Annotated in this window: 18 protein-coding genes, 1 tRNA gene, 1 pseudogene and 1 riboswitch; of the genes and pseudogenes, 10 read left to right on the forward strand and 10 right to left on the reverse strand. The window is 68.9% G+C overall.

From position 1 onward, the window contains the following. Positions 1-57 precede the first annotated feature (57 nt). Positions 58-1,437, forward strand: coding sequence for an MFS transporter (locus ACWEOO_RS01020; protein ID WP_452141185.1), 1,380 nt, complete (start codon positions 58-60; stop codon positions 1,435-1,437). Next, the gene (locus ACWEOO_RS01025; protein ID WP_452141186.1) at positions 1,427-1,894 is read left to right on the forward strand and encodes an N-acetyltransferase family protein; all 468 of its coding nucleotides are present in this window, start codon (positions 1,427-1,429) and stop codon (positions 1,892-1,894) included. The genes ACWEOO_RS01020 and ACWEOO_RS01025 overlap by 11 nt, the downstream gene beginning before the upstream one ends. Here ACWEOO_RS01025 and ACWEOO_RS01030 read toward each other — a convergent pair. Beyond that, positions 1,879-2,496: pseudogene (locus ACWEOO_RS01030) on the reverse strand (endonuclease/exonuclease/phosphatase family protein); the annotation flags it as partial. The gene ACWEOO_RS01025 and the pseudogene ACWEOO_RS01030 sit on opposite strands and share 16 nt — an antisense overlap. Positions 2,497-2,644: 148 nt before the next feature. Here ACWEOO_RS01030 and ACWEOO_RS01035 point away from each other — a divergent pair. Next, on the forward strand, positions 2,645-3,484 hold the full coding sequence (locus tag ACWEOO_RS01035) for an EamA family transporter (RefSeq protein WP_452141187.1): 840 nt from the start codon (positions 2,645-2,647) through the stop codon (positions 3,482-3,484). On the opposite strand, the gene ACWEOO_RS01040 is transcribed toward ACWEOO_RS01035, so the two are convergent. Beyond that, the gene (locus ACWEOO_RS01040; RefSeq protein WP_452141188.1) at positions 3,477-4,805 is read right to left on the reverse strand and encodes an FAD-binding oxidoreductase; all 1,329 of its coding nucleotides are present in this window, start codon (positions 4,803-4,805) and stop codon (positions 3,477-3,479) included. The genes ACWEOO_RS01035 and ACWEOO_RS01040 overlap by 8 nt on opposite strands. Positions 4,806-4,979: 174 nt before the next feature. Here ACWEOO_RS01040 and ACWEOO_RS01045 point away from each other — a divergent pair, with 174 nt between their 5' ends. Together ACWEOO_RS01045 and ACWEOO_RS01050 are read left to right on the forward strand one after the other, a co-directional pair. Further along, entirely contained in the window at positions 4,980-5,627 is a 648-nt protein-coding gene (locus ACWEOO_RS01045; RefSeq protein ID WP_452141189.1) for a DUF998 domain-containing protein, read from the forward strand. Between the two features lie 147 nt (positions 5,628-5,774). Continuing rightward, positions 5,775-6,632 (forward strand): MBL fold metallo-hydrolase, encoded by an 858-nt coding sequence (locus tag ACWEOO_RS01050; RefSeq protein ID WP_452141190.1) that lies wholly within the window; start codon positions 5,775-5,777, stop codon positions 6,630-6,632. On the opposite strand, the gene ACWEOO_RS01055 is transcribed toward ACWEOO_RS01050, so the two are convergent. Both ACWEOO_RS01055 and ACWEOO_RS01060 read right to left on the reverse strand, forming a co-directional pair. Then, a complete protein-coding gene (locus ACWEOO_RS01055; protein ID WP_452141191.1) occupies positions 6,629-7,756 on the reverse strand; it encodes a serine hydrolase domain-containing protein in 1,128 nt (375 codons plus the stop codon). The two genes, ACWEOO_RS01050 and ACWEOO_RS01055, sit on opposite strands and share 4 nt — an antisense overlap. A gap of 42 nt (positions 7,757-7,798) precedes the next feature. Next, the gene (locus ACWEOO_RS01060) at positions 7,799-10,816 is read right to left on the reverse strand and encodes a PQQ-dependent sugar dehydrogenase (protein WP_452141192.1); all 3,018 of its coding nucleotides are present in this window, start codon (positions 10,814-10,816) and stop codon (positions 7,799-7,801) included. Between the two features lie 169 nt (positions 10,817-10,985). On the opposite strand from ACWEOO_RS01060, the gene ACWEOO_RS01065 reads away from it, so the two are divergent. Both ACWEOO_RS01065 and ACWEOO_RS01070 read left to right on the forward strand, forming a co-directional pair. Beyond that, positions 10,986-11,879 (forward strand): GIY-YIG nuclease family protein, encoded by an 894-nt coding sequence (locus ACWEOO_RS01065; protein WP_452141193.1) that lies wholly within the window; start codon positions 10,986-10,988, stop codon positions 11,877-11,879. Between the two features lie 121 nt (positions 11,880-12,000). Continuing rightward, positions 12,001-12,540 (forward strand): SecDF P1 head subdomain-containing protein, encoded by a 540-nt coding sequence (locus ACWEOO_RS01070; protein WP_452141194.1) that lies wholly within the window; start codon positions 12,001-12,003, stop codon positions 12,538-12,540. A gap of 70 nt (positions 12,541-12,610) precedes the next feature. Here ACWEOO_RS01070 and ACWEOO_RS01075 read toward each other — a convergent pair whose 3' ends face one another. From ACWEOO_RS01075 to ACWEOO_RS01085, 3 genes are all read right to left on the reverse strand, one after another. Then, entirely contained in the window at positions 12,611-13,351 is a 741-nt protein-coding gene (locus ACWEOO_RS01075; protein WP_359934039.1) for a TrmH family RNA methyltransferase, read from the reverse strand. A gap of 4 nt (positions 13,352-13,355) precedes the next feature. Beyond that, entirely contained in the window at positions 13,356-13,652 is a 297-nt protein-coding gene (locus ACWEOO_RS01080) for a DUF4287 domain-containing protein (protein ID WP_452141195.1), read from the reverse strand. An 80-nt stretch (positions 13,653-13,732) separates the two neighbouring features. Beyond that, positions 13,733-15,106, reverse strand: coding sequence for a pyridoxal phosphate-dependent decarboxylase family protein (locus tag ACWEOO_RS01085; RefSeq protein WP_452141196.1), 1,374 nt, complete (start codon positions 15,104-15,106; stop codon positions 13,733-13,735). A 22-nt stretch (positions 15,107-15,128) separates the two neighbouring features. Between ACWEOO_RS01085 and ACWEOO_RS01090 the strand changes: the two genes are divergently transcribed. After that, positions 15,129-16,442, forward strand: coding sequence for an MFS transporter (locus ACWEOO_RS01090; RefSeq protein WP_452141197.1), 1,314 nt, complete (start codon positions 15,129-15,131; stop codon positions 16,440-16,442). Here the strand turns inward: ACWEOO_RS01090 and ACWEOO_RS01095 are convergent. Beyond that, the gene (locus ACWEOO_RS01095) at positions 16,372-17,577 is read right to left on the reverse strand and encodes an MFS transporter (RefSeq protein WP_452141198.1); all 1,206 of its coding nucleotides are present in this window, start codon (positions 17,575-17,577) and stop codon (positions 16,372-16,374) included. The two genes, ACWEOO_RS01090 and ACWEOO_RS01095, sit on opposite strands and share 71 nt — an antisense overlap. A gap of 26 nt (positions 17,578-17,603) precedes the next feature. On the opposite strand from ACWEOO_RS01095, the gene ACWEOO_RS01100 reads away from it, so the two are divergent. Next, positions 17,604-17,676, forward strand: a tRNA-Thr gene (locus ACWEOO_RS01100). Positions 17,677-18,120: 444 nt separating this feature from the next. Next, positions 18,121-18,313, forward strand: a riboswitch (cyclic di-AMP (ydaO/yuaA leader). Positions 18,314-18,566: 253 nt separating this feature from the next. Next, the gene (locus ACWEOO_RS01105) at positions 18,567-19,280 is read left to right on the forward strand and encodes a hypothetical protein (RefSeq protein WP_452141199.1); all 714 of its coding nucleotides are present in this window, start codon (positions 18,567-18,569) and stop codon (positions 19,278-19,280) included. 89 nt (positions 19,281-19,369) lie between these two features. Here the strand turns inward: ACWEOO_RS01105 and ACWEOO_RS01110 are convergent, their stop codons facing one another. After that, positions 19,370-20,323, reverse strand: a complete 954-nt coding sequence (locus tag ACWEOO_RS01110; RefSeq protein WP_452141351.1) for a DUF6011 domain-containing protein — start codon at positions 20,321-20,323, stop codon at positions 19,370-19,372. Further along, positions 20,323-20,973 (reverse strand): recombinase family protein, encoded by a 651-nt coding sequence (locus ACWEOO_RS01115; protein ID WP_452141200.1) that lies wholly within the window; start codon positions 20,971-20,973, stop codon positions 20,323-20,325. Before ACWEOO_RS01115 ends, ACWEOO_RS01110 begins: the two co-directional genes overlap by 1 nt. Positions 20,974-21,192 lie beyond the last annotated feature (219 nt).

The following is a 21,192-nucleotide window of genomic DNA, read 5'->3' on the forward strand; positions in this document are numbered from 1 at the left end:
ACGAGTTACCGTACCGAACATAACCCGTACATACCTGTTCAACTTAAGGACGAGATCATGACTCAACCCGACCCCCGGCGGTGGCGACTGCTGGGGCTGCTCGCCGTCGCGCAGTTCATGCTGATCCTCGACGTCACCGTGGTGGCGATCGCGCTGCCGAACATCGAGACCGACCTCCATCTCCAGCGCGAGACCCTGACCTGGGTGGTCAGTGCCTACACGCTGATGTTCGGCGGTCTGATGCTGCTCGGCGGTCGCGCCGCCGACCTGTTCGGCTCCCGCCGCGTCGTCCTGAGCGGTCTGCTGGTGTTCACGCTCGCGTCGCTCGTCACGGGACTGGCCAACGGGCCGGAGGTCCTGCTGGGCGGCCGGGTCGCGCAGGGGATCGGCGCCGCGATGCTCTCCCCGGCGGCGCTGGCCGTCGTCACGAAGACGTTCGACGCTGAGGAGCGCAACAAGGCGCTCGGCATCTGGTCGGCGATGGGCGGTGGCGGCGCCGCGATCGGCGTACTGCTCGGTGGTCTGCTCACCGCGGGCCCCGGCTGGCAGTGGGTGTTCTACATCAACCTGCCGATCGGCCTGGTCGTGTTCGCCCTGCTGGTCCGGATGCTGCCGGCCGACCGTCCGAGCGAGCAGCCGGGACGTCTCGACGTACCGGGTGCGCTGCTCGTCACCGCCGGCACGGGTACGGCGATCTACGCGCTGATCAACGCCGGCGATCACGGCTGGCTGTCGGCCGCGACGCTCGGCACACTTGCCGGAGCCCTTGTGCTGTACGGCGTGTTCGCCTGGGTCCAGCGCACCGTGCGGTCACCGCTGATGGACCTGCGGATCTTCAGCCGCCGTCCCGTCACCGCCGGTACGTTCATGATCCTGGTCGCGACGGCGCTGATGATCTCGATGTTCTTCCTCGGCTCGTTCTACCTGCAGCACTTCCAGGGGTACGGCGCCTTGCGCACCGGCCTGCTGTTCCTCCCGGTGGCGGTCGCCGCGATCGTCGGCGCTCAGCTGGCCGGGCACCTTGTCGGCCGGACCGGTGCTCGGCCGATCGCGATCACCGGGTTCCTGATCACCGCGGCCGGCGTGGCTGTCCCCGCGATCTGGGAGGGTACGGCCGTGATCGTGATCGGGATGACCGTCGCGACGATCGGGCTCGGCGCCGCGTTCGTGGCGGCGTCGACGACGACCTTCGCGCAGATCGACCACCGCGAGGCCGGGCTGGCGTCCGGGATCCTGAGCACGTTCCACGAGTTCGGCGCGTCGCTCGGCGTCGCCGTCGTGTCGAGTGTCGCGGCGGCAAGTCTCGCCGGGACGGTCTCGACCGGTTTCACCCGTGGGTTCACGTTCGCCGCTGTCACCGCCGCGGTCGCGGCAGTCCTCGCGCTGGTCGTCGTACCGTCGTTCAAGCCTGCGACCGGAGGGGTTCATGTCCATTGAGATTCGTCGTGCTGTCGTCGCGGATGCGGCAGCAGTGCACACGATGCTGGGGGAGCTGGCCGACTACCAGGATCAGGGCGCGTACCTGACCGCGAGTGTCGCGGACTGGCAAGGATTCCTTGGGCGCGAAGAGGTGGTCGTACTGATCGCGGAGGTCGGCGGCGCCGTCGCCGGGTACGTTTCGGCGCTGCGCCGGCCGTACCTGTGGGTCGGTGGTGATCAGTTGGCGTTGGACGATCTCTACGTCCGCGAGCAGTTCCGCGACGCCGGTGTGGGACGGCAGCTCATGCTGGCGCTGGCCCGGTTCGCGTTGCCGGACCGGCTGCCGATCAGTTGGGGGCTGCGTCTGGAGAACACCGCCGGATACCGCTTCTACGAACGCCTCGGTGCCAAGCTGGTCACGAAGACCGTGGCCGGCTGGAGCCCGGAGGCGTACGAGCGTCAGCTGAGCGAGTAGGTCGCCGCGACCGGAAGGTGGTCGGACGCGAAGCTCACCGGGACCGACACGGCGGTCGTCACCAGCTGCGAATTGTGCAGCTGGTAGTCGATCCGCTTGGTCGGCAACGGCGCGGGGCTGGTGAGTCCGAGCCCGAAGCCCTTCTCCGGCCAGGTGTCGGTCCAGTGCGTCGTCAGCGTCCGGACCTCGGTCGACGTCGGTACGGCGTTGAGGTCGCCGACCAGCAGCGTCGCCTCCGGGGCGTCCTTCAGCAGCGCGACGATCGCGTTCACCTGCTCCAGGCGCTCGCCGTCGTTGATCGTCGTCAGGTGCGTGTCGGCGAAGCGCAGCGGCGTACCGTTCACGTCGATCATGGCCTCGAGCAGACCGCGCTGCTCACTGCCCGCATGCAGCGGCAGCAGGGTGTTGCGGGAGTCGACGATCGGGTACTTCGACAGCACGAGCGTCCCGTACTGACGCCGCGGCTTGCCCGGCTCCGCGGGATCCCAGTCCAGGTTGGCGGCGAAGACGTAGTTCATCTGCAACCGCGCCGCCAGCCAGGCCGGCTGGTCCACCCAGTTGCTGCGCGCGTCGAAGAACTTGTCGACCTCCTGCAGACCGACGACCGCGGCCCCGACGCCTCGTCCCCGATCGACGCATGACGCACAGTATTTCCGGGCGCCGGGTCATTTCCGGTATGGAAAGCTCAGCGCCTTCCGGCTTACCGGAACGGCATGGCCGACCGGCGGGCCGCTTCCTAGCGTGAGTTCGGTGCGCAGAACCGTTCCGCCGCAGACCTACTTCGTCGTCAGCGCCGTGTTCCACTACCTCGGCCCCGCGCTGGCGGTGCTGCTGTTCGTCCGCATCGAACCGCTCGGCGTCGCGTGGCTGCGGATCGCCTCGGCCGGCCTGATCTTCGCTGTCTGGCGTCGTCCGTGGCGGGCGTGGCGAGTGCTGTCCGGCCCAGCCCGGCGGCTGGTCTTCGGGTGGGGCTTTGTCCTTGCGCTGATGAACTCCTGCTTCTATTTGGCGATCGAGCGCATCCCGCTCGGTACGGTCGCCGCGGCCGAGTTCGCGCCGGTGATTGTGCTCGCGGCGATCGCGGTGCGCAGCCTTCGGAACGTGCTCGCAGTGTTGCTTGCCGTGGCCGGCGTCTATCTGCTGACCGACATCCGCCTGTCCGGCGACTGGCTCGGGCTGGTCTTCACGGCGTCGAACGCGCTGCTGTTCGCGGCGTACGTCGTCCTCGGGCATCGCGTATCGAGGACGGACGGCCTGCGAAGGATCGACGGGCTCGCGCTGGCGATGGGTGCGGCGACCGTAGCCGCGCTACCTGTCGGCGTCTGGGCGGCGCTCCCGGCGTTCACCGACGTCAGGTTGCTGGCCGCTGCCGTCGGCGTCGGGGTGTGCTCGTCGGTGATCCCGTACGTCGCGGACCAGTTGGCGATGGCGCGGCTGAAGCGGTCGACGTTCGCGCTGATGCTGGCGTTGCTGCCCGCCACGGCGACGGTGATCGGTGCCGTCGTCCTGCGACAGATCCCGCAGGCCGCCGAACTCGTGGCGGTCGCGATCGTCGTCGCCGCGGTCGGGCTGCATCGCGAACCTAGCTAGGCCGCACGTTGTGGTTGCCGGCGAACACGTTTTCCGGATCGTACTCGCGCTTCACCGTCGCCAGCCGTTCGTACGTAGCGGCCGGGTAGACCGCGGCGACGTCGGCGTCCCCGGCGTCGGACAGGAAGTTGGCGTACGCACCGTTGACGTGCGGGCTCAGGCGATCCCACAGCTGCTGCCGGGCTGGACGCGTCGCCTCGATCACCGGCGGCGGGCCGATCGTGGTGGTGATGAACATCAGGTCAGCCTGGCGGTGCGCGTACGCCGTCGCGTCGTCAGCGACCTGCGCCACCGCGCCGCCCAGGCTGCGAACGGCGATGACCGGCGCGCCCTGTGCCGTGCCGGCCTCGGCGAGGATCCGCAGCACGTCCGGCACGGAATCCTTGTCGACAAAGGCATTCCGCGTAACGAGCCGGATCCCGGGTGGCGGCACCATGCCGTCCACCAGCACCTCGGCGTACGGCGTCAGCGCGACCTCGTCGGCGATCACCGTACCGAGCGCGCGGATCGGGTCGATCGCCTGCGCGGCGAGGTCCGCGTCGTCACCGTCGTACGCGACCTGGATCTCCAGCGGCGCTTCGGGGCCGCCGAGGAACGGGTTCGCGAACGACGCGATCGAGGTCAGTTCCGCGGGCGCGCTGCGCAGGTACTCCGCCCAGCGGGGCAGCACATCCGCGATCTCGGCGGCCGGGAAACTCACCTTGCCGAAGAAGATGTCCGTCGTCGGGTGCGCCGCGAAGTCGAACGCGGTCACGATCCCGAGGTTTCCGCCGCCGCCGCGAACCGCCCAGAACAGCTCGGGGTTCTCGTCCGCGGACGCCCGGACGACGTCGCCGCCGGCGGTCACGATCTCCACCGCGACGAGCGAGTCCAGGGCGAGCCCGTACTTGCGGACCTTCCACCCGATACCGCCGCTCAGCGTCAGCCCGCCGACACCGACGCTCTTGGTGTCACCCGACGAGATCGCCAGCCCGTGCGGCGCCAGCGCGGCCGCGACCTGACCCCAGGTGGCGCCGCCGCCGATCCGGACGACGTGCCGCTCCTTGTCGACGAGCTCGACGCCGGCCAGCACGCCGAGGTCGATCACCACCCCGCCGTCGTTCGTCCCGAATCCTGAGAACGCGTGTCCACCGCCGCGCACCGCGAGCGGCAGCCCGCTGTCCGCGGCGTACCTGACGGCCTTCCGGACGTCCTCGATGTTCGCGGGCCTGAGGACGTACGCCGGGGTGCCCCCGACCAGCACGGTCCGGCTCGCGGCGTCGTACCCCTCGTCCTGCGGTCCGACAATCTCTCCAGCGAATCCTTCGACTACAGCGCTCATGACGTTCCTTCGTGTTTGCCCTCATCGAACAAACACCTGACGCCCGCCGGGGCCCGGATGTGACGTGACCAACCAGACATCACAAAACCCGGCCCTATTTCGTCTGCGCTGTCGATTCCCGGGCGGTCCGGTCGACGCAGAGGTAACAGTCAGCCCCTGTGAAAGGACTTCGACATGAGTACTGCGACGCTCCCGGCCACCCGGATCTCCACCCGCGCCCTGCTCACCGGCGGTGCTGTCGCCGGTCCGCTGTACGTCGCGACCTGGCTGATCCAGGCGTTCACCCGGGAAGCCTTCGACATCACCCGGCACCCGGCCAGCCTGCTCGCGAACGGCGGTCCAGGGTGGATCCAGACGACGAACTTCATCGTCAGCGGTCTGCTCACGATCGCCGCGGCGGTGGGCCTCCGCCGCGCGATGCCGCCCGCGTCCCCCGGGCGTGTGTGGGGTCCGCGGCTGGTGGCGACGTACGGGGTCGGGCTGCTGCTGGCCGCCGCGTTCCCGGCCGATCCGGGCGCCGGCTTCCCGGTCGGTACCCCGGCCGACTACGCCGAGATCAGCACCCGCGGCATGGGTCACTTCGTCGCCGGCACGATCGGCTTCTCCGGCCTGATCGCCGCCTGCCTGGTGTTCGCCGCCCACTACCGCGCCCTCGGCCGCCGCACCTTCGCCCGCTTCTCCACCATCACCGGCATCCTCTTCTTCGCCGCCTTCGCAGGCCTCAACGCCGGCGCCGGCAGCCGCCCCACCATCATCGCCTTCGACCTCGCGGTGATCCTCGGCTGGACCTGGCTCACCACAATCACCCTCGACAAGCGCTAGGGGGAGCGGTGCCGGCAAGCTCGACAGGTAGTGCACCCGCGAGACGGCGTACACGCAATCGGATTCACGCTCAGGTGCACTACCCGAGCCGCTGATACATCCTGTCGAGCTGCAGGTTCTGACCGGTGCCGCTGCAACGATGGTGTGGTGATTTATCAGCTGTCGGTCGGGCGGTTGGAGTGCGTGGTGGTGAGCGATGGCCAGCCGGGGCCACCGTTCGAGCCGGCGCTGGGTGACTTCTTCACGCCTGACGCAGGAGTGCCGGCCGACGTACTGCAGGACGCCTGCCGGGACCGCTCGACTCTGACCTGCGGCTACAACTGCCTGTTCGTCAGTACGCCGGACGGAACCGCGGTGATCGACACCGGGCTGGGGGCGAGCTTCCTCGGGTACGGCGAGTACATCGAACCGCTGGTCGGGCAACTCGGGGACGGGATGACCTCCGTCGGCCTGTCCCGCTCGAACCTGGCCGCGGTCGTCTTCACCCACCTGCACCAGGACCACTCCCGCGGTGCGATCTGGTCGGGCGAGTTGACCTTCCCCGACGCGACCGCGTTCGCGCATTCCGCAGAGGTCGCATTCTGGTCAAGGGCGGTCGATCTCGCGTCGGCTCAACCGCATCTCGAAGCCGCCCGCGAAACCATCCGGTTGTTCGGCGAGAAGCTGCGCCCCTTCGAGTACGGCGCTGAGATTCTCCCCGGCGTACAAGCGATCGCTGCGCCGGGCCACACTCCCGGACATGCAGCAATCCTCCTGCAGTCCCAGGGTGAACGCCTGCTGTGCGTGGGGGACACCTTCTACGACCCGCTCCAACTCACCAACCCGACCTGGGCTACCCCGTGGGACCTGGACGCACCAGCCTCCGTCGCGAGCCGCCGCCACCTGCTGGAACGCGCTGCTGACGAGCAGATCCTCGTGCACGCCTACCATCTCCCGTTCCCAGGCCTGGGTCGTGTCCAGCGCGACGGTTCAACCTTTGCGTGGCACCCGCTCCACGACTGCTAAGCAAGGCAGGTGCGGAGGGCGTCGATGAGGCGGGTGGCTCGGGGGTCGCCGTGGCCGAGCATGCGGTTGGCGGTGTAGGCAAAGGCGATGCCGTGGTCGTCGTCGCCGAACGCGAACTGGCCGCCGGCGCCGTCGTTGCCGAAGCTGCGGGGGCCGAGGGTCGGGCGGAAGGGGGAGTCGAGCAGGAAACCCGAGCCCCAGCGCGCGCCGGCGTCGAAGCCGAGGAATCCGGCGCCGGAGGAGAGCTCACGCACCGCGTCGCCGACGGTCTCGGGGGACAGCAGCCGCGCGGAGCCGTCGATGCCGGTGACGGCCGCGGCGTACACGCCGGCGAGACCGCTCGCGGACGCGACCGCACCCGCCCCGGGCAGCTCCATCCCCAGCAGGTCGGGATCGTTCCAACCGTGCGGTACGTCGAGACCGGGGAACTCGAGCGCGCCGTTCATCGTGACGATCCGCATCAGCAGGTGCTCAGGATCGAGCGCAGGCGGACGCCCGGGAGCCTCCTCCAGGCGCGCCAGCGTCGGCAGCTCCGCGGCCGGCAACCCTATCCACGCCCGCAGCCCGAGCGGGTCGCCGATGACGGTCCGGAAGTACGCGCCGGGCAGTTGACCGGTGATCCGCCGGACGACCTCACCGAGCACGAACCCGAACACATGCCCGTGGTACTCGAACGCCGTCCCCGGCTCCCACAGCGGCTTCTGCCCCTCGATCGCCTTGACCACCGGCATCCACGCGGCGATCTCGTCGAACGTCAGCGTCGTGTCCAGTACCGGAATCCCGGCCCGGTGACCGAGCACCATCCGGCACGTGATCGCGTCCTTGCCCTCCGCAACGAACTCCGGCCAGTACGTCCCGATCGGCGCGTCCAGATCGAGCCGCCCCTCCTGCGCCAGCAGGTGGACGACGACGCTCACCGGCCCCTTCGCGCAGGAGAACACCGGTACGACGGTCTCGCGCGTCCACGGCCGCCCCGGCGCGGCATCCCCGTCCCAGAGCTCGACCACCCGGCGCCCGCCGGCGTACACGCTGACCGCGGCACCCAGCTCGGGGAACAGCGAGAAGTTCTCCGTGAAAGCGTCCGCGACCGCGCCGAACCCGTCATCCGCCCAACCCTGACTCATGGGCACGACGATAGATCCGGCACGGCCGCGGCGACGATCGAATTACGGAAGGACCCACTTCTGGTTCAGCGCGCTGTTGCAGGTGTTGAGAATCAGCTTCGTGCCGTTCGCGGTGGACCCGCCGGTTGCGTCGAGACAGAGCCCCGAGGCGGCGTTGACGAAGGCGCCGTTGGTCTGTGGGATCCACCGTTGACCGGCCGAGTTGTCGCAGCTCCACAACACTGCCGGCGTGTTGACGGCGGTCCCGCGCGCGGACAGGCACTTGCCCATCGTGCGGATGGTGCCGTCGTCGGTGGACGGGGTCCACTGCTGGTTCACGGAGCCCTTGCAGGTGTAGAGCGTCGTCGGCGTACCGTCGGCGGTCAGCGCCTGGTAGACGTCGATGCACTTGCCGCCGATGCCGGTCGCGGGGCCGGTGTCCTGGAACACCCCGAACTCCCAGAACGAGTAGTAGCTCCCGGCAACGGCCCGTTTCGTCATGACGAGCCGGACGTACCGCGCGTAGTTCGCCGTGAACTTGATGTTGTCCGTCCCGCCGTCGCCGCCCACGCTCGACGCCACCGTCTTCCAGGTGCGCCCACTCCCGGACACCTGGATCTGGAACGACTTCGCGTACGCCGTCGACAGCCAGTTCGTCATCACCCGGTTGACGACCTGCACCGAGCCGAGATCGACCTGGAACCACTGCGGGTCCGTCCGCGCGCTCGACCATGCGGTGCTCATCGAACCGTCCACGGCCTTGGACGCCTCACGCCCGGCGACATAGACGCTCGAGGCGACAGCCGGCCGGCCGCGGGCGAGGTTCCGCTTGAGGCCGAAGGCGGCCCGGTACGTCGCAGCCGTCGCCGGGGCGATCAGGTTGTGATCGCGCGCCCCGCCGTCGGACCACAGGCCGAACCGGTAGAGCTGGTTCGCGATGTTCTGCACGGGATCCGTCGCGACCGACACACTCGAGCCGATGATCGTCGTGGCACCGAGCGGACTCTTGCCGCTCTTGTCCTGAACCGTCACCGGCAGCCCGGCCGGCGTGGTCGTGAACGTCGTCGTCACGGTCTTCGGATCGAGCCGCACGCTCTTCGAATCGGTCAGCCCCTGAGCGTCCCGCGCGGTCAGCTTCAGTTCGAGGTACGACGGGTACTCGTGGTCCGGTGCCGTGAACGAGCCGCTCGCCCCGCTCAGCGAGGTGATCGTGTGCGTGTGGCAGTCGCTCGGGCAGTGATGCATGATCAGCGACCAGGTCAGCGCGGACGCCGGTAGCGTGCCCTGCTCGGGATCCGTCGCCGAACCCGAGAAGTTGATGGCGTCCCCAACCTTCCAGGTCAACGCCGGGCCGGGGGACGTGATCGTCGCGGTCGGCGCGGTGTTGGCGACGTTGATCTGCGTCGACGTCGTACTGCTCGCCGTCCCGTCGGACACCCGCAGGCGCGCGGTCACGGTGCCGGTCGTCGTGTACGTGTGCTGCACGGTCGCGGCCGTCGAGTCGTCGTACGCCCCGTCGCCGTCGAGATCCCACGCGTAGGTGAGCGCATCGCCGTCGGCGTCGTTCGACGCGGTCCCGTCGAACGTCACCGTCAACGGGGTCGGCCCGCTCGACGGGTCGGCCTGGATCACGGCGGTCGGCGGGTTGTTGGTGCCGTTGTAGACGTAGCGCAGGATCCGGCCGTTGTCGTAGTCGACCGTGAAGAGGTCGCCGCCGGAGCCGGTCTGCAGACGCGTCGCGCCGTACCCGGAGGCGAAGAGCTGGATGTTCGCGGGGTCCGGAAGACCGTTGCTGCCCTTCATCATCGCCCACACGCATTTGCGGCTGTAGTCGGTGAAGAACAGCGCACCGTCGTACGTCGACGGGTAGTTCCCGCCCTTGTAGAAGGACAGCCCGGAGATCGACGAGCTGCCGGCGGTGCAGGTGTTGGCGATCTTGTCGGCGTGCCGGTAGGCGTAGTACGGCGCGGCGACCGCGGACGCGCCGGCCGCGTACAGGTTCTCGCAGATGGAGACGTTCGCGCTGTCGTACCCGGGCTGGCGGGCGGCGCCTTCGTAGCACGGCCAGCCGAAGTTCGTGACGCCCGCGGTCGGTACGACGATGCGGTCGATCTCCTCCCAGGTCGAGTACCCGACGTCGCCGATCCACAGCTCGTTCGTTCCCGGCCGGAACGTGAACCGCATCGGGTTCCGCAGGCCCTCCGCGACGATCCGGCGGGCGTTCAGGTCGGGGCTGGAGATCAGCGGGTTGTTCGGTGCGGCCTGCCCGGTGTCGGGGTCGATGCGGATGATCGAGCCGTCGAGGCCGGCCGGATCGCCCGCGGTCCGCAGGTCCTGTGCGCGCAGCGCGCCGCCCTCGGCGGTCGGCGGCAGGAGTGTCGCGCCGACCGGCGCAGGCCCGTCGCCACACGGGTTGTCGGGTGTCACGTCGGACGTGGTGTAGCCGTCCTGCCCGTAGTCGACGTAGTTGAAGCTCGCGCCGTCACCGCCGCCGGCGTACAGGTAGCCGTCCGGGCCGAACTCGATCGAACCGATCGAGTGGCTCGGGTACTGCTGGCACCAGTCCTCGACGAGCACCTGCTCCGCGCCGTTCGCGTTCAGCACCGAGAGCCGTGCACTGGCCTGGCAGCCGTCGGCGGTCGGACCGGGCGGCGACGGGCACGGGTCGGCGTCGGTGTCCGGCGTACCCCACTTCGGAGTCGGCCCGCCGATCAGGCCGTCGTGCGTGTACAGCACGTAGATCCGCGGATCCGTAGGGAAATTAGGATGCAGCGCGAGACCGAGCAGCCCGCGGTCCCAGTAGTTGTGCACCTCGGTGCGCAGGTCGGCGTACACACTCGGCGTCGGATCGTCGAGCGAGTCGAAGACCTTGATCAGGCCGCTCTTCTCGGCGACGAACACCCGGCCGTCCGGCGAGAACGCGACGTTCGTCGGACTGTCGAGCCCGCTGAACACCACTTGCTCACTGAAACCGGTGGGCGTGACTGCAGCCCGTGCCGGTGTGGTCGCGACGACCGGCAGCAGCAGTACTACGCACAGAGTGGACAGCGCACGGCGCAGCCACTGGGCAGATATCCTCACGAAGCCCCCCAGGCCGAAGTTCCGGCGCCCGTCCCCACAACCCCCTGCGGGCACTCGGATCGCGCCAGGATGACGTCCGGCACAGATGCTGCGCAAGCCCCGGCCCGCATTCGTTTCGAACAATCCACCGCGCGGTCACTCGGCCGGTCGGACCGGGCACACTGGGCTGATGATTCGCAGCGTTCGGGAGTTGCCGACCGGCCCCGGCGTCTACCGTTTCCGGGACGACGCCGGGAGGGTCCTGTACATCGGGCGGGCCCGCAACCTGCGCCGGCGCGTGCAGTCGTACTGGGTGAATCTCGGCGACCGCCCGCATCTGCGCCGGATGGTGCGGCGGATCGCCCGCGTGGAAGGTGTCTGGTGCGACTCCGAACACGAAGCGGCATGGCTCGAACGCAATCTGCTCGAACACTCCAAGCCGCGCTGGAACCGGACCGAGGGCGGCGCGGAGGTGGTCGGCTACATCCGGCTCGGCGACGGAACGAAACCCGGCTTGCGGTTCGAGCACCTGATCAGCGGGAATGCGCTGCATTTCGGTCCGTACCTCGGCGGGTTGCGGATCCGGCAGGCTATCTCCGGTCTGCACCGGGTGCTGCCGCTGCAGTACACCGTCGCGGGTGACGGGTCGGCCGAGGAGTTCGGGCGGCTGTTCGGGATCGGGCCAGGTGATCGGGACGCGCTGACGCGCAGCGCGATTGCTGTCCTGCAACGGGATCCGGCCGCGGTCGGGGCGTTGCGCGACGAGCTGGTCCGGCGCCGTGATCGGGCGGCGGCGGAGTTGCGGTACGAGTTCGCGGCCAAGGTCCAGGGCGAGATCGAGGCGCTCGACTGGATCTGTTCGGAGCAGAAGGTCGCCTGGCTCGAGCCGCGGGACGCGGACGTGTACGGGTGGGCGGACGGCGTACTCGTGCGGTTCGAGCTGCGCGGCGGGAGGATGTGCACCTGGACGCAACGCGCGGCCGGCGAGGCGGCAGCGCGCAAGCGGGTCGCCGAGACGCCGGAATTGTGGCGGTCGTTCGCGCGGCGGAACGCGGAGCTGGCGGCTCGCCTTCTCGGTGAGTGACTTCCCGGCTACCTAGCATGGCGGGCATGACGCAGCCCCCGGTACCGCCGAACCAGCCGCCCGGTCCGCCGTACCCAGGGTTCCCGCCACCTGCTCAACCGCGCCGGACTGGGTGCCGTTGGTGATCGTCGGCGGTCTCCTGCTGGTGCTGGTTGTCGTGATCGCGACGGGGCTCGTGCTGTTCCTGAATCGCGACGACGCGAAGCCCGCAGCCGACAGCTCGACCCCGGCCGCTCGGACCAAGCCGTCCGACCCGACCGCTGTCGAGTTCCGCCGGGTCCTGACGGCGAAGCCCGGCAGCTGCCCGACCCCGGCATCATCGGGGACGGCGTGCGACGACAAGGGCACCCGCTACACGCTCGGCAAGGTCGAACTCAACGGCAGCAACGTGTCCGAGGTGAAGGCTGCGATCCAGGAGAATGGCGCCGGCGGCTGGTACGTCGGTCTGACGCTCGACGCGGAAGGCGCCAAGCGATTCGAGCAGCTGACCGCGGCTGTCGCCCAGCAGCAACCACCCGCGAACCAGTTGGCGATCGTGGTCCACGGCCAGGTCGTCGCCGCGCCGTCGGTCCAATCGCCGATCTCCGGCGGCCAGATCCAGATCTCCGGCTCCTACACCCGCGACACCGCCCAGGAGCTCGCCGCCAAGATCACCGGCTGAGCCGCCGGTCACCGCAGAGCAGGTACGCCGTGCGCCACCTGGCGTCGCGCCGGCGCGGGATTCGGTTGCATCAGCGGTTCGTGACCTCGAAGGCGACGATCGCGGCGGCGACGGCGACGTTCAGCGACTCGACGCCGGAGTGCAGCGGGATCTGCAGGTCGGAGTCGGTGGACACCGTGACGCCGTTGGTCTCGCCGCCGAGCACGTACACCGCGCGCGGCGCGAGCTCGGCCTTGAACAGCGAGTCCTGCGACCGCGCCGACAACCCGTACACGTGGTAACCGGCGGTCCGCAGTACGTCGACCGCGGCCTTCGCCGTCGACGTGTTGACGATCGGCGCCTGGAACGCGACCCCGGCCGACGCCTTGATGACGAGCGGCCCGACGTGCGGCGTACCGGCCCGGGGGAGGATCACCCCGTCGAACCCGGCGCCGGTCGCGGTCCGCAGGATCATGCCGACGTTTCCGGGATTGGTCACGCCGTCGAGCAGGAAAACGTTGGTCGGCCGTTTTCCGCGGGCCCGCACGAACTCCTCCAGCGGCGTCATCCGGGGCGCGTCCACGTCCGCGACCACGCCCTGGTCGTGCTTGCCGTTTCCGGCCAGCCACTTCACCCGGCTGGCGGTCGCCCGCTCGACCGGCGTGCCGTACTTCTCCGCGGCCCGCAGGATCTCCTGCATGGAGTGTCCGGTCGCGTTGTCCGCGAGGACCACCTTCGCGACCGAGAGCTTCGGATCGTGCAACGCTTCCAGGACAGGCTTGCGCCCGTAGACCGTGATCCACCTGTCCCGCGGCGACTTCTTCGCATCCACCCGCCTACCGTAGCGCCGGGTTGGTCGCCTTCCCGTCCAGCCAGAGCATGTTGCTCGGGTCGCCGTGCGGGCCGGACCGGCCGACGTGCTTGTCGCTGATCTCCGGCCCGTTCTTGATCACATGCACCAGCGCCATCCCGTGCCCGCGGCCGAGCTCGTAGTCCGCCTTCAGCCAGTCGAGGATGGTGCCGGTCTTCACCTGCGGCGCGTCGTACCCGTGGCTCTTCGCCTCGTCGACCAGCTCCCGCGGGGTCTTCCCGGTCTTTTCCTCGATCTTGTCCAAGTACGCCTGGAACGACATCGTTCTCCTCCTGAGTGGTCGTCGTACACCAGGGCGTCGAACGGCAACCGCGGAAATCGACACGCGGCCGAACATTTCCGTCAGCGCTGATCGCGCAGGCACCGGACGACCGCGGCGGCGGAGCGGTCGATGTCGGCCGCACCGGTGGTCCAGTTGGTGACCGAGATCCGCATCGCGGCCGTGCCCTGCCACGTGGTGCCGGACATCCAGCAGGTCCCTTCCCGCTGGACCGCGGCCACCACCCGCCGGGTGAGCTCGTCGTCGCCGAACCGCACCAGGATCTGGTTGAGGACGACCTCGTTGAGGACCTCGATACCCTCGGCGCGCAGCGCGTCGGCGAACCGTTGCGCCATCGCGTGACATCGGTCGACGATCTCCGCGATCCCGGAGCGCCCGAGCGCGCGGACCGCGGCGTACACCGGGATCCCGCGGGCGCGCCGCGAGAATTCCGGGTTGTAGTCCATCGGGTCCCGCTCGCCGTTCTCGTCCTGGATCAGGTACGCGGCCCGGATCGACATCGCGGCCCGGTGGGGCTCGGGATGGGCGCAGAGGACCAGGCCGGAGTCGTACGGCACGTTGAGCCACTTGTGCGCGTCGGACGCCCACGAGTCGGCCAGCTCGATCCCGTCGACGAGTGGGCGCAGCTGTTCGCTGACCGCGGCCCAGAGACCGAAGGCTCCGTCGACGTGGACCCAGGCATGGTGCTCATGCGCCCGCTCACAGATGTCGCGGACCGCGTCGATCGCCCCGGTATTCACGTTGCCGACCTGTGCGCACACGATCTGGGGCGCGTCGTCGGTGAGGGCTGCCTCGAGCGCATCGGCGCGCATCCGGCCCTGCTCGTCGACCGCGATCGGCACGATGCAGCTCGTCCCCAGTCCCAGGAACCGGAGCGCGCGGTCGATCGTGTCGTGCCGTTCCGCCCCGGCCAGCACCCGGATCGGCGGTGCGCCGACCAGCCCGTCCCGTTCCACGTCCCATCCGGCTCTGCGCAGTACCTCATGGCGCGCGGCGGCGAGCCCGGTGAAGTTCGCCATCTGCGCCCCGGTCACGAAGCCCACCGACGTACCCGCCGGCAGCCCGAAGAGCTCGACCAGCCAGGCGGCCGCGACCTCCTCGACCACCGCGGCGGCCGGCGAGGCGGCGTACAGACCGGCGTTCTGGTCCCACGTCGTCGTCAGCCAGTCGGCGGCGAGCGACGCCGGCGTGGCGCCGCCGAACACGAACCCGAAGAACCGTCCGCTACCGCTCGGCAACAGTCCGTCCTCGACCCCCTCCGCCAGGCGCGCGATCACCTTCCGCGGATCCGTCGGCCCGGCCGGCAGCGGCCCGCCGAGCGCTTCGCGGAGCTCGCCGGCAGTCGCGCGCGGGCCCACCCGCCGCTCCGGTAGCTCTTCCAGGTACGCTGTCGCCCGCTCATAGGCCTCCGTGAGCGGTCCCTCCCAATCGACCATGTCTCCTTTGTACGCTTCGCCCATGCACAACAGGAGCCGGTGGTCCGCGATCGTCGGCTACTCCCTGGTCGGCGCGGCCACCCAGCTCGTCTGGCTCAACTTCGCGGGCGTCACCACTGTGGCGGCCGCGCGGTACGGCGTGTCCGAGAGCGCGATCGGCTGGCTCGCCCAGGTCTTCCCGCTGCTGTACGTCGTCCTCGCGATCCCGTGCGGCCTCGCCCTCGACCGCTGGTTCCGGTCCGCGCTGATCGCGGGCGCCGTACTGACCGCGGTCGGTGCGGCGGTGCGACTGATCGGCGACGACTTCGGCTGGCTGCTCGCCGGCCAGATCCTCGCCTCGATCGCCCAGCCCCTGGTCCTGAACGCCGTCACCGGCATCACCGGCCGCTACCTGAACGAAAAAGACCGCCCCACCGGCATCGCGATCGGCACCGCCAGCATCTTCGCCGGCATGGTCATCGCCTTCCTCCTGTCAGCAATCTTCACCACCGCCGCCTCCCTCCCCACGATGCTGGTGCTCACCGCCATCTTCTGCATCGCATCGGCCCTCGCCCTCGCCGCCGCCCTCCGCTCAAAGGCCCCCTTCGACCCCGCCCTCACTGCCTCAACTCACGCTGACCCCACCGCCCTCAGCACACCCTCCACCGCCTCACCTACCGGCCCCGCGGCGGCCGCCGGGCACGCTTTGACCGCTGGCTCGCCGGCCACCCCTTCTCACACCGGCGAGCCGCCGCACCGCCCCGTTCGGGGTGCTCTCGCCACCTCCTGGGGTGACCCGCTGATCCGCCGGCTGTGTGTCCTCGCGCTGTTCCCCTTCGGCGTGTTCGTTGCCATGAGCACCTTCGCCCAGGCGCTCCTCGAACCGGCAGGCGTGAGCGGCGGCACCGCGAGCACGATCCTCCTGGTCCAGGTCGTCGCCGGCGTCCTCGGCAGCGCCACGATCCCGATCCTCGTCGCCCGGCACCGCGCCGAATCCACCCTCCTCGTCGTCAGCCTGGCCGTCACCGCCGCGGCCTGCGTCCTGCTCGCCGTCGCCCCAAGCACCGTCACAGCCTTCGTCGCGATCACGCTGATCGGCCTCCTGCTCCTCCCAGCCCTCCCGATCGTCCTCGAACTCGTCGAGCGCCGCACCGGCGAAGCCGAAGGCACCGCCGCCGGCCTGATCTGGATGGCCGGCAACCTCGGCGGCCTGATCGTCGCTGTGATCGTCGGCCTGCTCGTCGGTCACCCGTCAGCCGCATTCCTGGTGATGGCCGCGATCGCCCTCATCGCCGTACCGGGGGCTCGCTCCCTGCGTCGCCCGATCGCCGCCTTGCGATCGCAGTCACAGCCGTAGCGACCAATCCACCCGCGCCCGCGGCCACGAACGTCGTACGGGCGTCGGTGTGCTGCAGGAGCAGACCACCCCCGACGTACGAGATCCCGGCCGCCAGCCCGATCGCGCCGTACAGGTTCCCGAACACGCGACTCAGCAGATGCGGCGGTACGACGCGCTGCAGGTGGGTGTTGACCCCGACGTCGATGCCCGCGATCCCGAGCCCGCGAATCACCTGCAACGCGAGCGCCGCCCAGATCGCCCACGCGAGCCCGGTGAGCAGATTGCCGACGCTGCTCACCGCGAACCCGAGCAGCATCAGGACGGGCATCTTGAAGCGAACGGCGTACCGCGCCAGGATCGCGAACCCGAGGATCAGCCCGATCCCCACCCCGGCGTACAACGTCGCCGCCGCCGAATCACTCCCGCGCAACTCGTCCTTCGCGAGGAACACCATCGCGACGTCGTCCACGCCGTTGAACGCGACCACCGCGAAGAACCCGATCCCGATCACGCGGATGGCGCGGGTCCGGACGATGTACCCCAGCCCGTCCCGCGCATCCTTCAACAGACTGTGCCCCGACCGCTCCACCTGGATCCTCGGCAACCGGCTCAGCAGCGCCGCCGACACGAAGAACGTCGCCGCGTCGATGTACAGAATCCCCCGTACGTCGGTCACCAGGAACAGCCCAGCCGCGATCAGCGGCCCGACGGCCTCCAACCCGTTCGTCCCCGCCCCCAACGCCGAGTTCGCCGCCTCCAACTGATCGTCCCGCACCAGCCGCGGCATCGCGCTCCGCGATCCGGCCAGAAACACCTGCGCGGTAACCCCCCGCACCGCCACCAGCACAAGCAACACCGGCAACGGCGGCAAACTGACCGCCATGACGACCGTCAGCACCCCCTGGACGACGTCACAAACCACCATCACCCGCTTGAGATCGAACCGATCCCCAACCGCCCCCGCCACCGCCCCGAACAACCCCGGCACAAAGTCCCCCGCCAGCAACAACAACGCCACCGCCAGCGCCGCCCCCGTCGCCCGCTGCACGTACAACAGCAACGCCACGAGCCCCAACGAGTCCCCGAGCACCGACACCACCCGAGCACCCCAAAGCCCCCGGAACCCACCCGACCCCCGCAGCACACTCCACACAATCCACTACTATGTACCGACACCACGCCGGTGTGGCGCAATTGGCAGCGCACCGCTCTTGTAAAGCGGTGGTTGGGGGTTCGAGTCCCCCCGCCGGCTCTCTGACCTGGGCATATAACCCGGAGTGATGGACTTCCGGCGCCAACTCACGCTTTACTCACTACTTTGCCCCGGATCGCCACAACTTCTCGTGACCTGCCGACGGTTCGCGATCCTGCTCGCTGACACCCCCGGCCGGGTCGCCGGACGAGCAGAGCGCACGCCAGCCGCCCGGCATGCCATGGTCGCTCGGCTCGTCGGGTGCCGGACGAGCTACAACCCCACCTGCGCCGCCGATTCGGCGCCTGCGAGACCATCCGCCAGTCCCGGCCACCAGCGCAGTTGGCGGTCGAACAGCAGCTAGTGGTCGAGCAGTGCGGAGTGCGATTTCGCCTGTTTCTGTTGGGATTTGAGCCCGACGCGCGCGGGCTGTGAATCAGGTTTCATCTTGTCGGAGCGTGGTTCTACTCTGATGGATGGCCCGGCGAGTGTCGGTGGGCTGCACACGAGTCAACGCCGAGCTCCGCCAGGTTCGTGTGCTCCCCTCGAACAACCAAGGCGGAGGTGGGGGACGCAGGAGGTTGGGTCTCGACCGTGAGTGGTCGGAACCCTGGGGTGAAGTCCGCGGGAGCGGACCGGGCTATGAATCCCAGCCCGAACCCGACAGCTAACTTCACAGGCGTCTGAGGATTCGTCATGCCCAGAACCGGGCTCACGGGGCGCTTCGGCATACCCGGAACCTTGTCGGCGGCTGTCGCCGCTCCGACGTGGCCGGTGCCACGTCCACCGTGCCTCGGCACGTCCACGCCCTCCGGTACGACCTGGTCGAGCCCGGCCGATCGAAGGCTCCGGAAAAAAGTTGGTCCGGAGTCGGGGGTAATCCAGAGAAGTGCATATACGAGGGGGTGACCCGACGGAGTCGTGGTCTCTCCCGACGAAAGAGGCAGGTCATGAAATCCGGTGAGGCGGACGAGGTGGCGAAGCAGCCAGCGGCCGCCGCGCCGTTACAACCGGACGTAGGTGTCGGCCTCGTACCTCACTGGGCGACGGCGGCGTCGACGTTCAAGAACGCGGATCACCTCGATCGGCTGCAAGCCGACTACGAGCTGGTTCTCGAGCTGGGCTGGCGGAACTTCCAGGGCCCGGACTACGACTACGACTACTTCCAGGGTGAGCTGGTGAAGTACGCCATGGCGGTGCTGACGTCCTGGATCCGGAAGCGGACGATCCTCCACTACCGCCGGCAGCGTGGGTACGGCGGTCTGCCTGCGGCGCCGGCCGACGCGTTCGACGATCGGGGCCTCGTCGAGGACCGGGTCTTGGAAACGGTCGGCAAGGCGCTAGTGAAGTTCCACGACTACGTACTGGTCGGTGGCCGGTGGGATTACCGGCGGGGTGCGTCGCTGCGGACGTACTTCATCGGGCAGTGCCTGATCCAGTTCGCCAACGTGTACAACTCCTGGCGCCGTCACGACGCGGACCGGGTCCAGGCGTTGCCGGTGGAGGAGCCTCGGGAGTTCTTCCAACGGCACGATCCAGGCCCGGAAGAACTCGTGATGCAGCAGGAGTACGCCGCCACGACCACACTCCTGGACGGCTTGAAGCCGCGGGACCGGCAGTCCTTCACCATGATCAGCCAGGGCAGGCGACAGTCGACCTCGTAACGATCACGACCGGCGCGCTACGCCCCGTCTACCAGCTGCCGTGCCTCATCGCCCGAGGAAGCAAGGTCGGAGATTGTGCGGCCCGGTAGCTAGTAGTCGGTCGACAACCACTCCCGAATCGCCTTGGCCCAGCTCGTCGGCTTCTGTGCTGACATCTTGGGTAGGACCTTGCTCCGGGCCTTGACGGCTCGCAAGACCTCGGTTGAGTAGTACTTGCGGCACTCTGGCCCGATACCAAGCGCCACGCTGGACGGATCCGTCAAGGGCTGGCCGCATCGCTCACAGGTTTTGACCGTTGGTCCGCGTGGCGTCGCGCGTGCGACGAGCCGACGAACGGTGTGCTCTCCGAGAACTCGGCGCTCTAGTTCCGCCGGCGAACATGTGACCTTCTCCAACCGGGCGGTGTCGCTCTGGACGTCCCACAGTTCCGCGACAACGGCCTGCACCCGCTGGGCAGCATCAGCCGCGGAGGCCTCGCGGTACACAAGCACCATCGGAGCTCCTCCGGGAACCTCGGCGGCCTTCACCAGAGGAAGTTTCCAGCCCGGGCGGAGCGACCAGGCGCCAGCGCGTGAAGCGGCGATCCAATCCTCCGGGTTCGTCACGGCCGTTGCGATCCAGACCTCCTCGCCGCGGTCGCCGCGGACGAAGTCGCATCGAAGTGTCCTTGTCGTTCCGCTAGCCGACGCCATCACAAGGACGCGGTCGGTGTCGGTTTCGGTCAGTGCGAACCGCACCTCGTCCAGTAAGGACGGCTTCGCCGTCGCCTGGCTTCGGGACGTCGAAGCCCTCCGATCACTCCAGCCGCGGAGAACGATCGCATTCCCTGAGACCTCGAAGCGCGGGTCGCCTCCGAGGGCGACCTTCACTTGATCGGGGGTGGTCGTGTGCGCGCGAGCGAGGACGCGGCTGAGGTCTTCAAGGTCGACCTTGCGGTATCGGATCAACAGTGACTGGGCGTCATCTGCAAGGACTTTGTGCAAGAGCTTGGTCCGCGCAGCCTGGTTCGCGATCCGCCTGGTCTTTGGCTTCCTCTGCGACATCACGCCGCCGACGCTGGCTTGCGTAGACCAACCGGGGTGCTCATGGACATGACGCGCACCTTTCGACCGACAGCAAGCATTGACGCTGCGGATTCGGCGTCGTGCACGAGCGGGAGGATCCGGTGGTCGTTGAACTTCCGGGCATCCGTGGTCATCGAGCGATGTCCCCGTAGTCTCGGCACAGCGCGTGCGGCGTCGAGGCCTTCGCGGGTGCCCTGGACGATCATCTCGCGGATGAACTCGCCGAGCGCGGCCAAGACGTGGAAGATCATCCGCCCGCCGGGCGTGGTGGTGTCGAGTGCCTCGTGCAATGACTTGAACCCGATCTCTTGCCGGCGCAGCCCGCTGACGATCTGGATCAAGTCCTGGAAGTTGCGGCCGAGCCGCGACAGCTCGGTCACGACGACGTCGTTGGGCAGCGCGAACGCCAGGCACTCCTGCAGTTCGGGCCGGTCGGCGTTCTTGCCGCTGAGCTTCTCCTGCCAGATCCGGCCGCATCCAGCCGCAGTGAGTGCGTCGATCTGACGGTGCAGGTTCTGCTCCCGGGTGGACACCCGGGCGTACCCGAGCTGCATGCCGCCGCCGATGACGCCGAGCGGGTCGGGATCGAGCGACAGGGCGGGCCGACGATCGAGCTCGGTGGTCGTCATACCCCGACTGTATGAAAAACGGTCTTGCCGGAGTTGTTTGACACTCCAAGTTTTGCCACGGCGGGGCAGCCTCTTGGTACACAGTGGCGCGGATTGGCTGAGCCACAGCCAACCCGCCGGACGTCGCCCTGCCAGGACGTCTCCGTCCTGGGATCCCAAGCCAAGCTGGACAGCGGCGAAGTTGTTGAGACATCCCGTGGACAGTCTTCACATTGCAGT

It is taken from the genome of Kribbella sp. NPDC004138 (genome assembly GCF_053603655.1).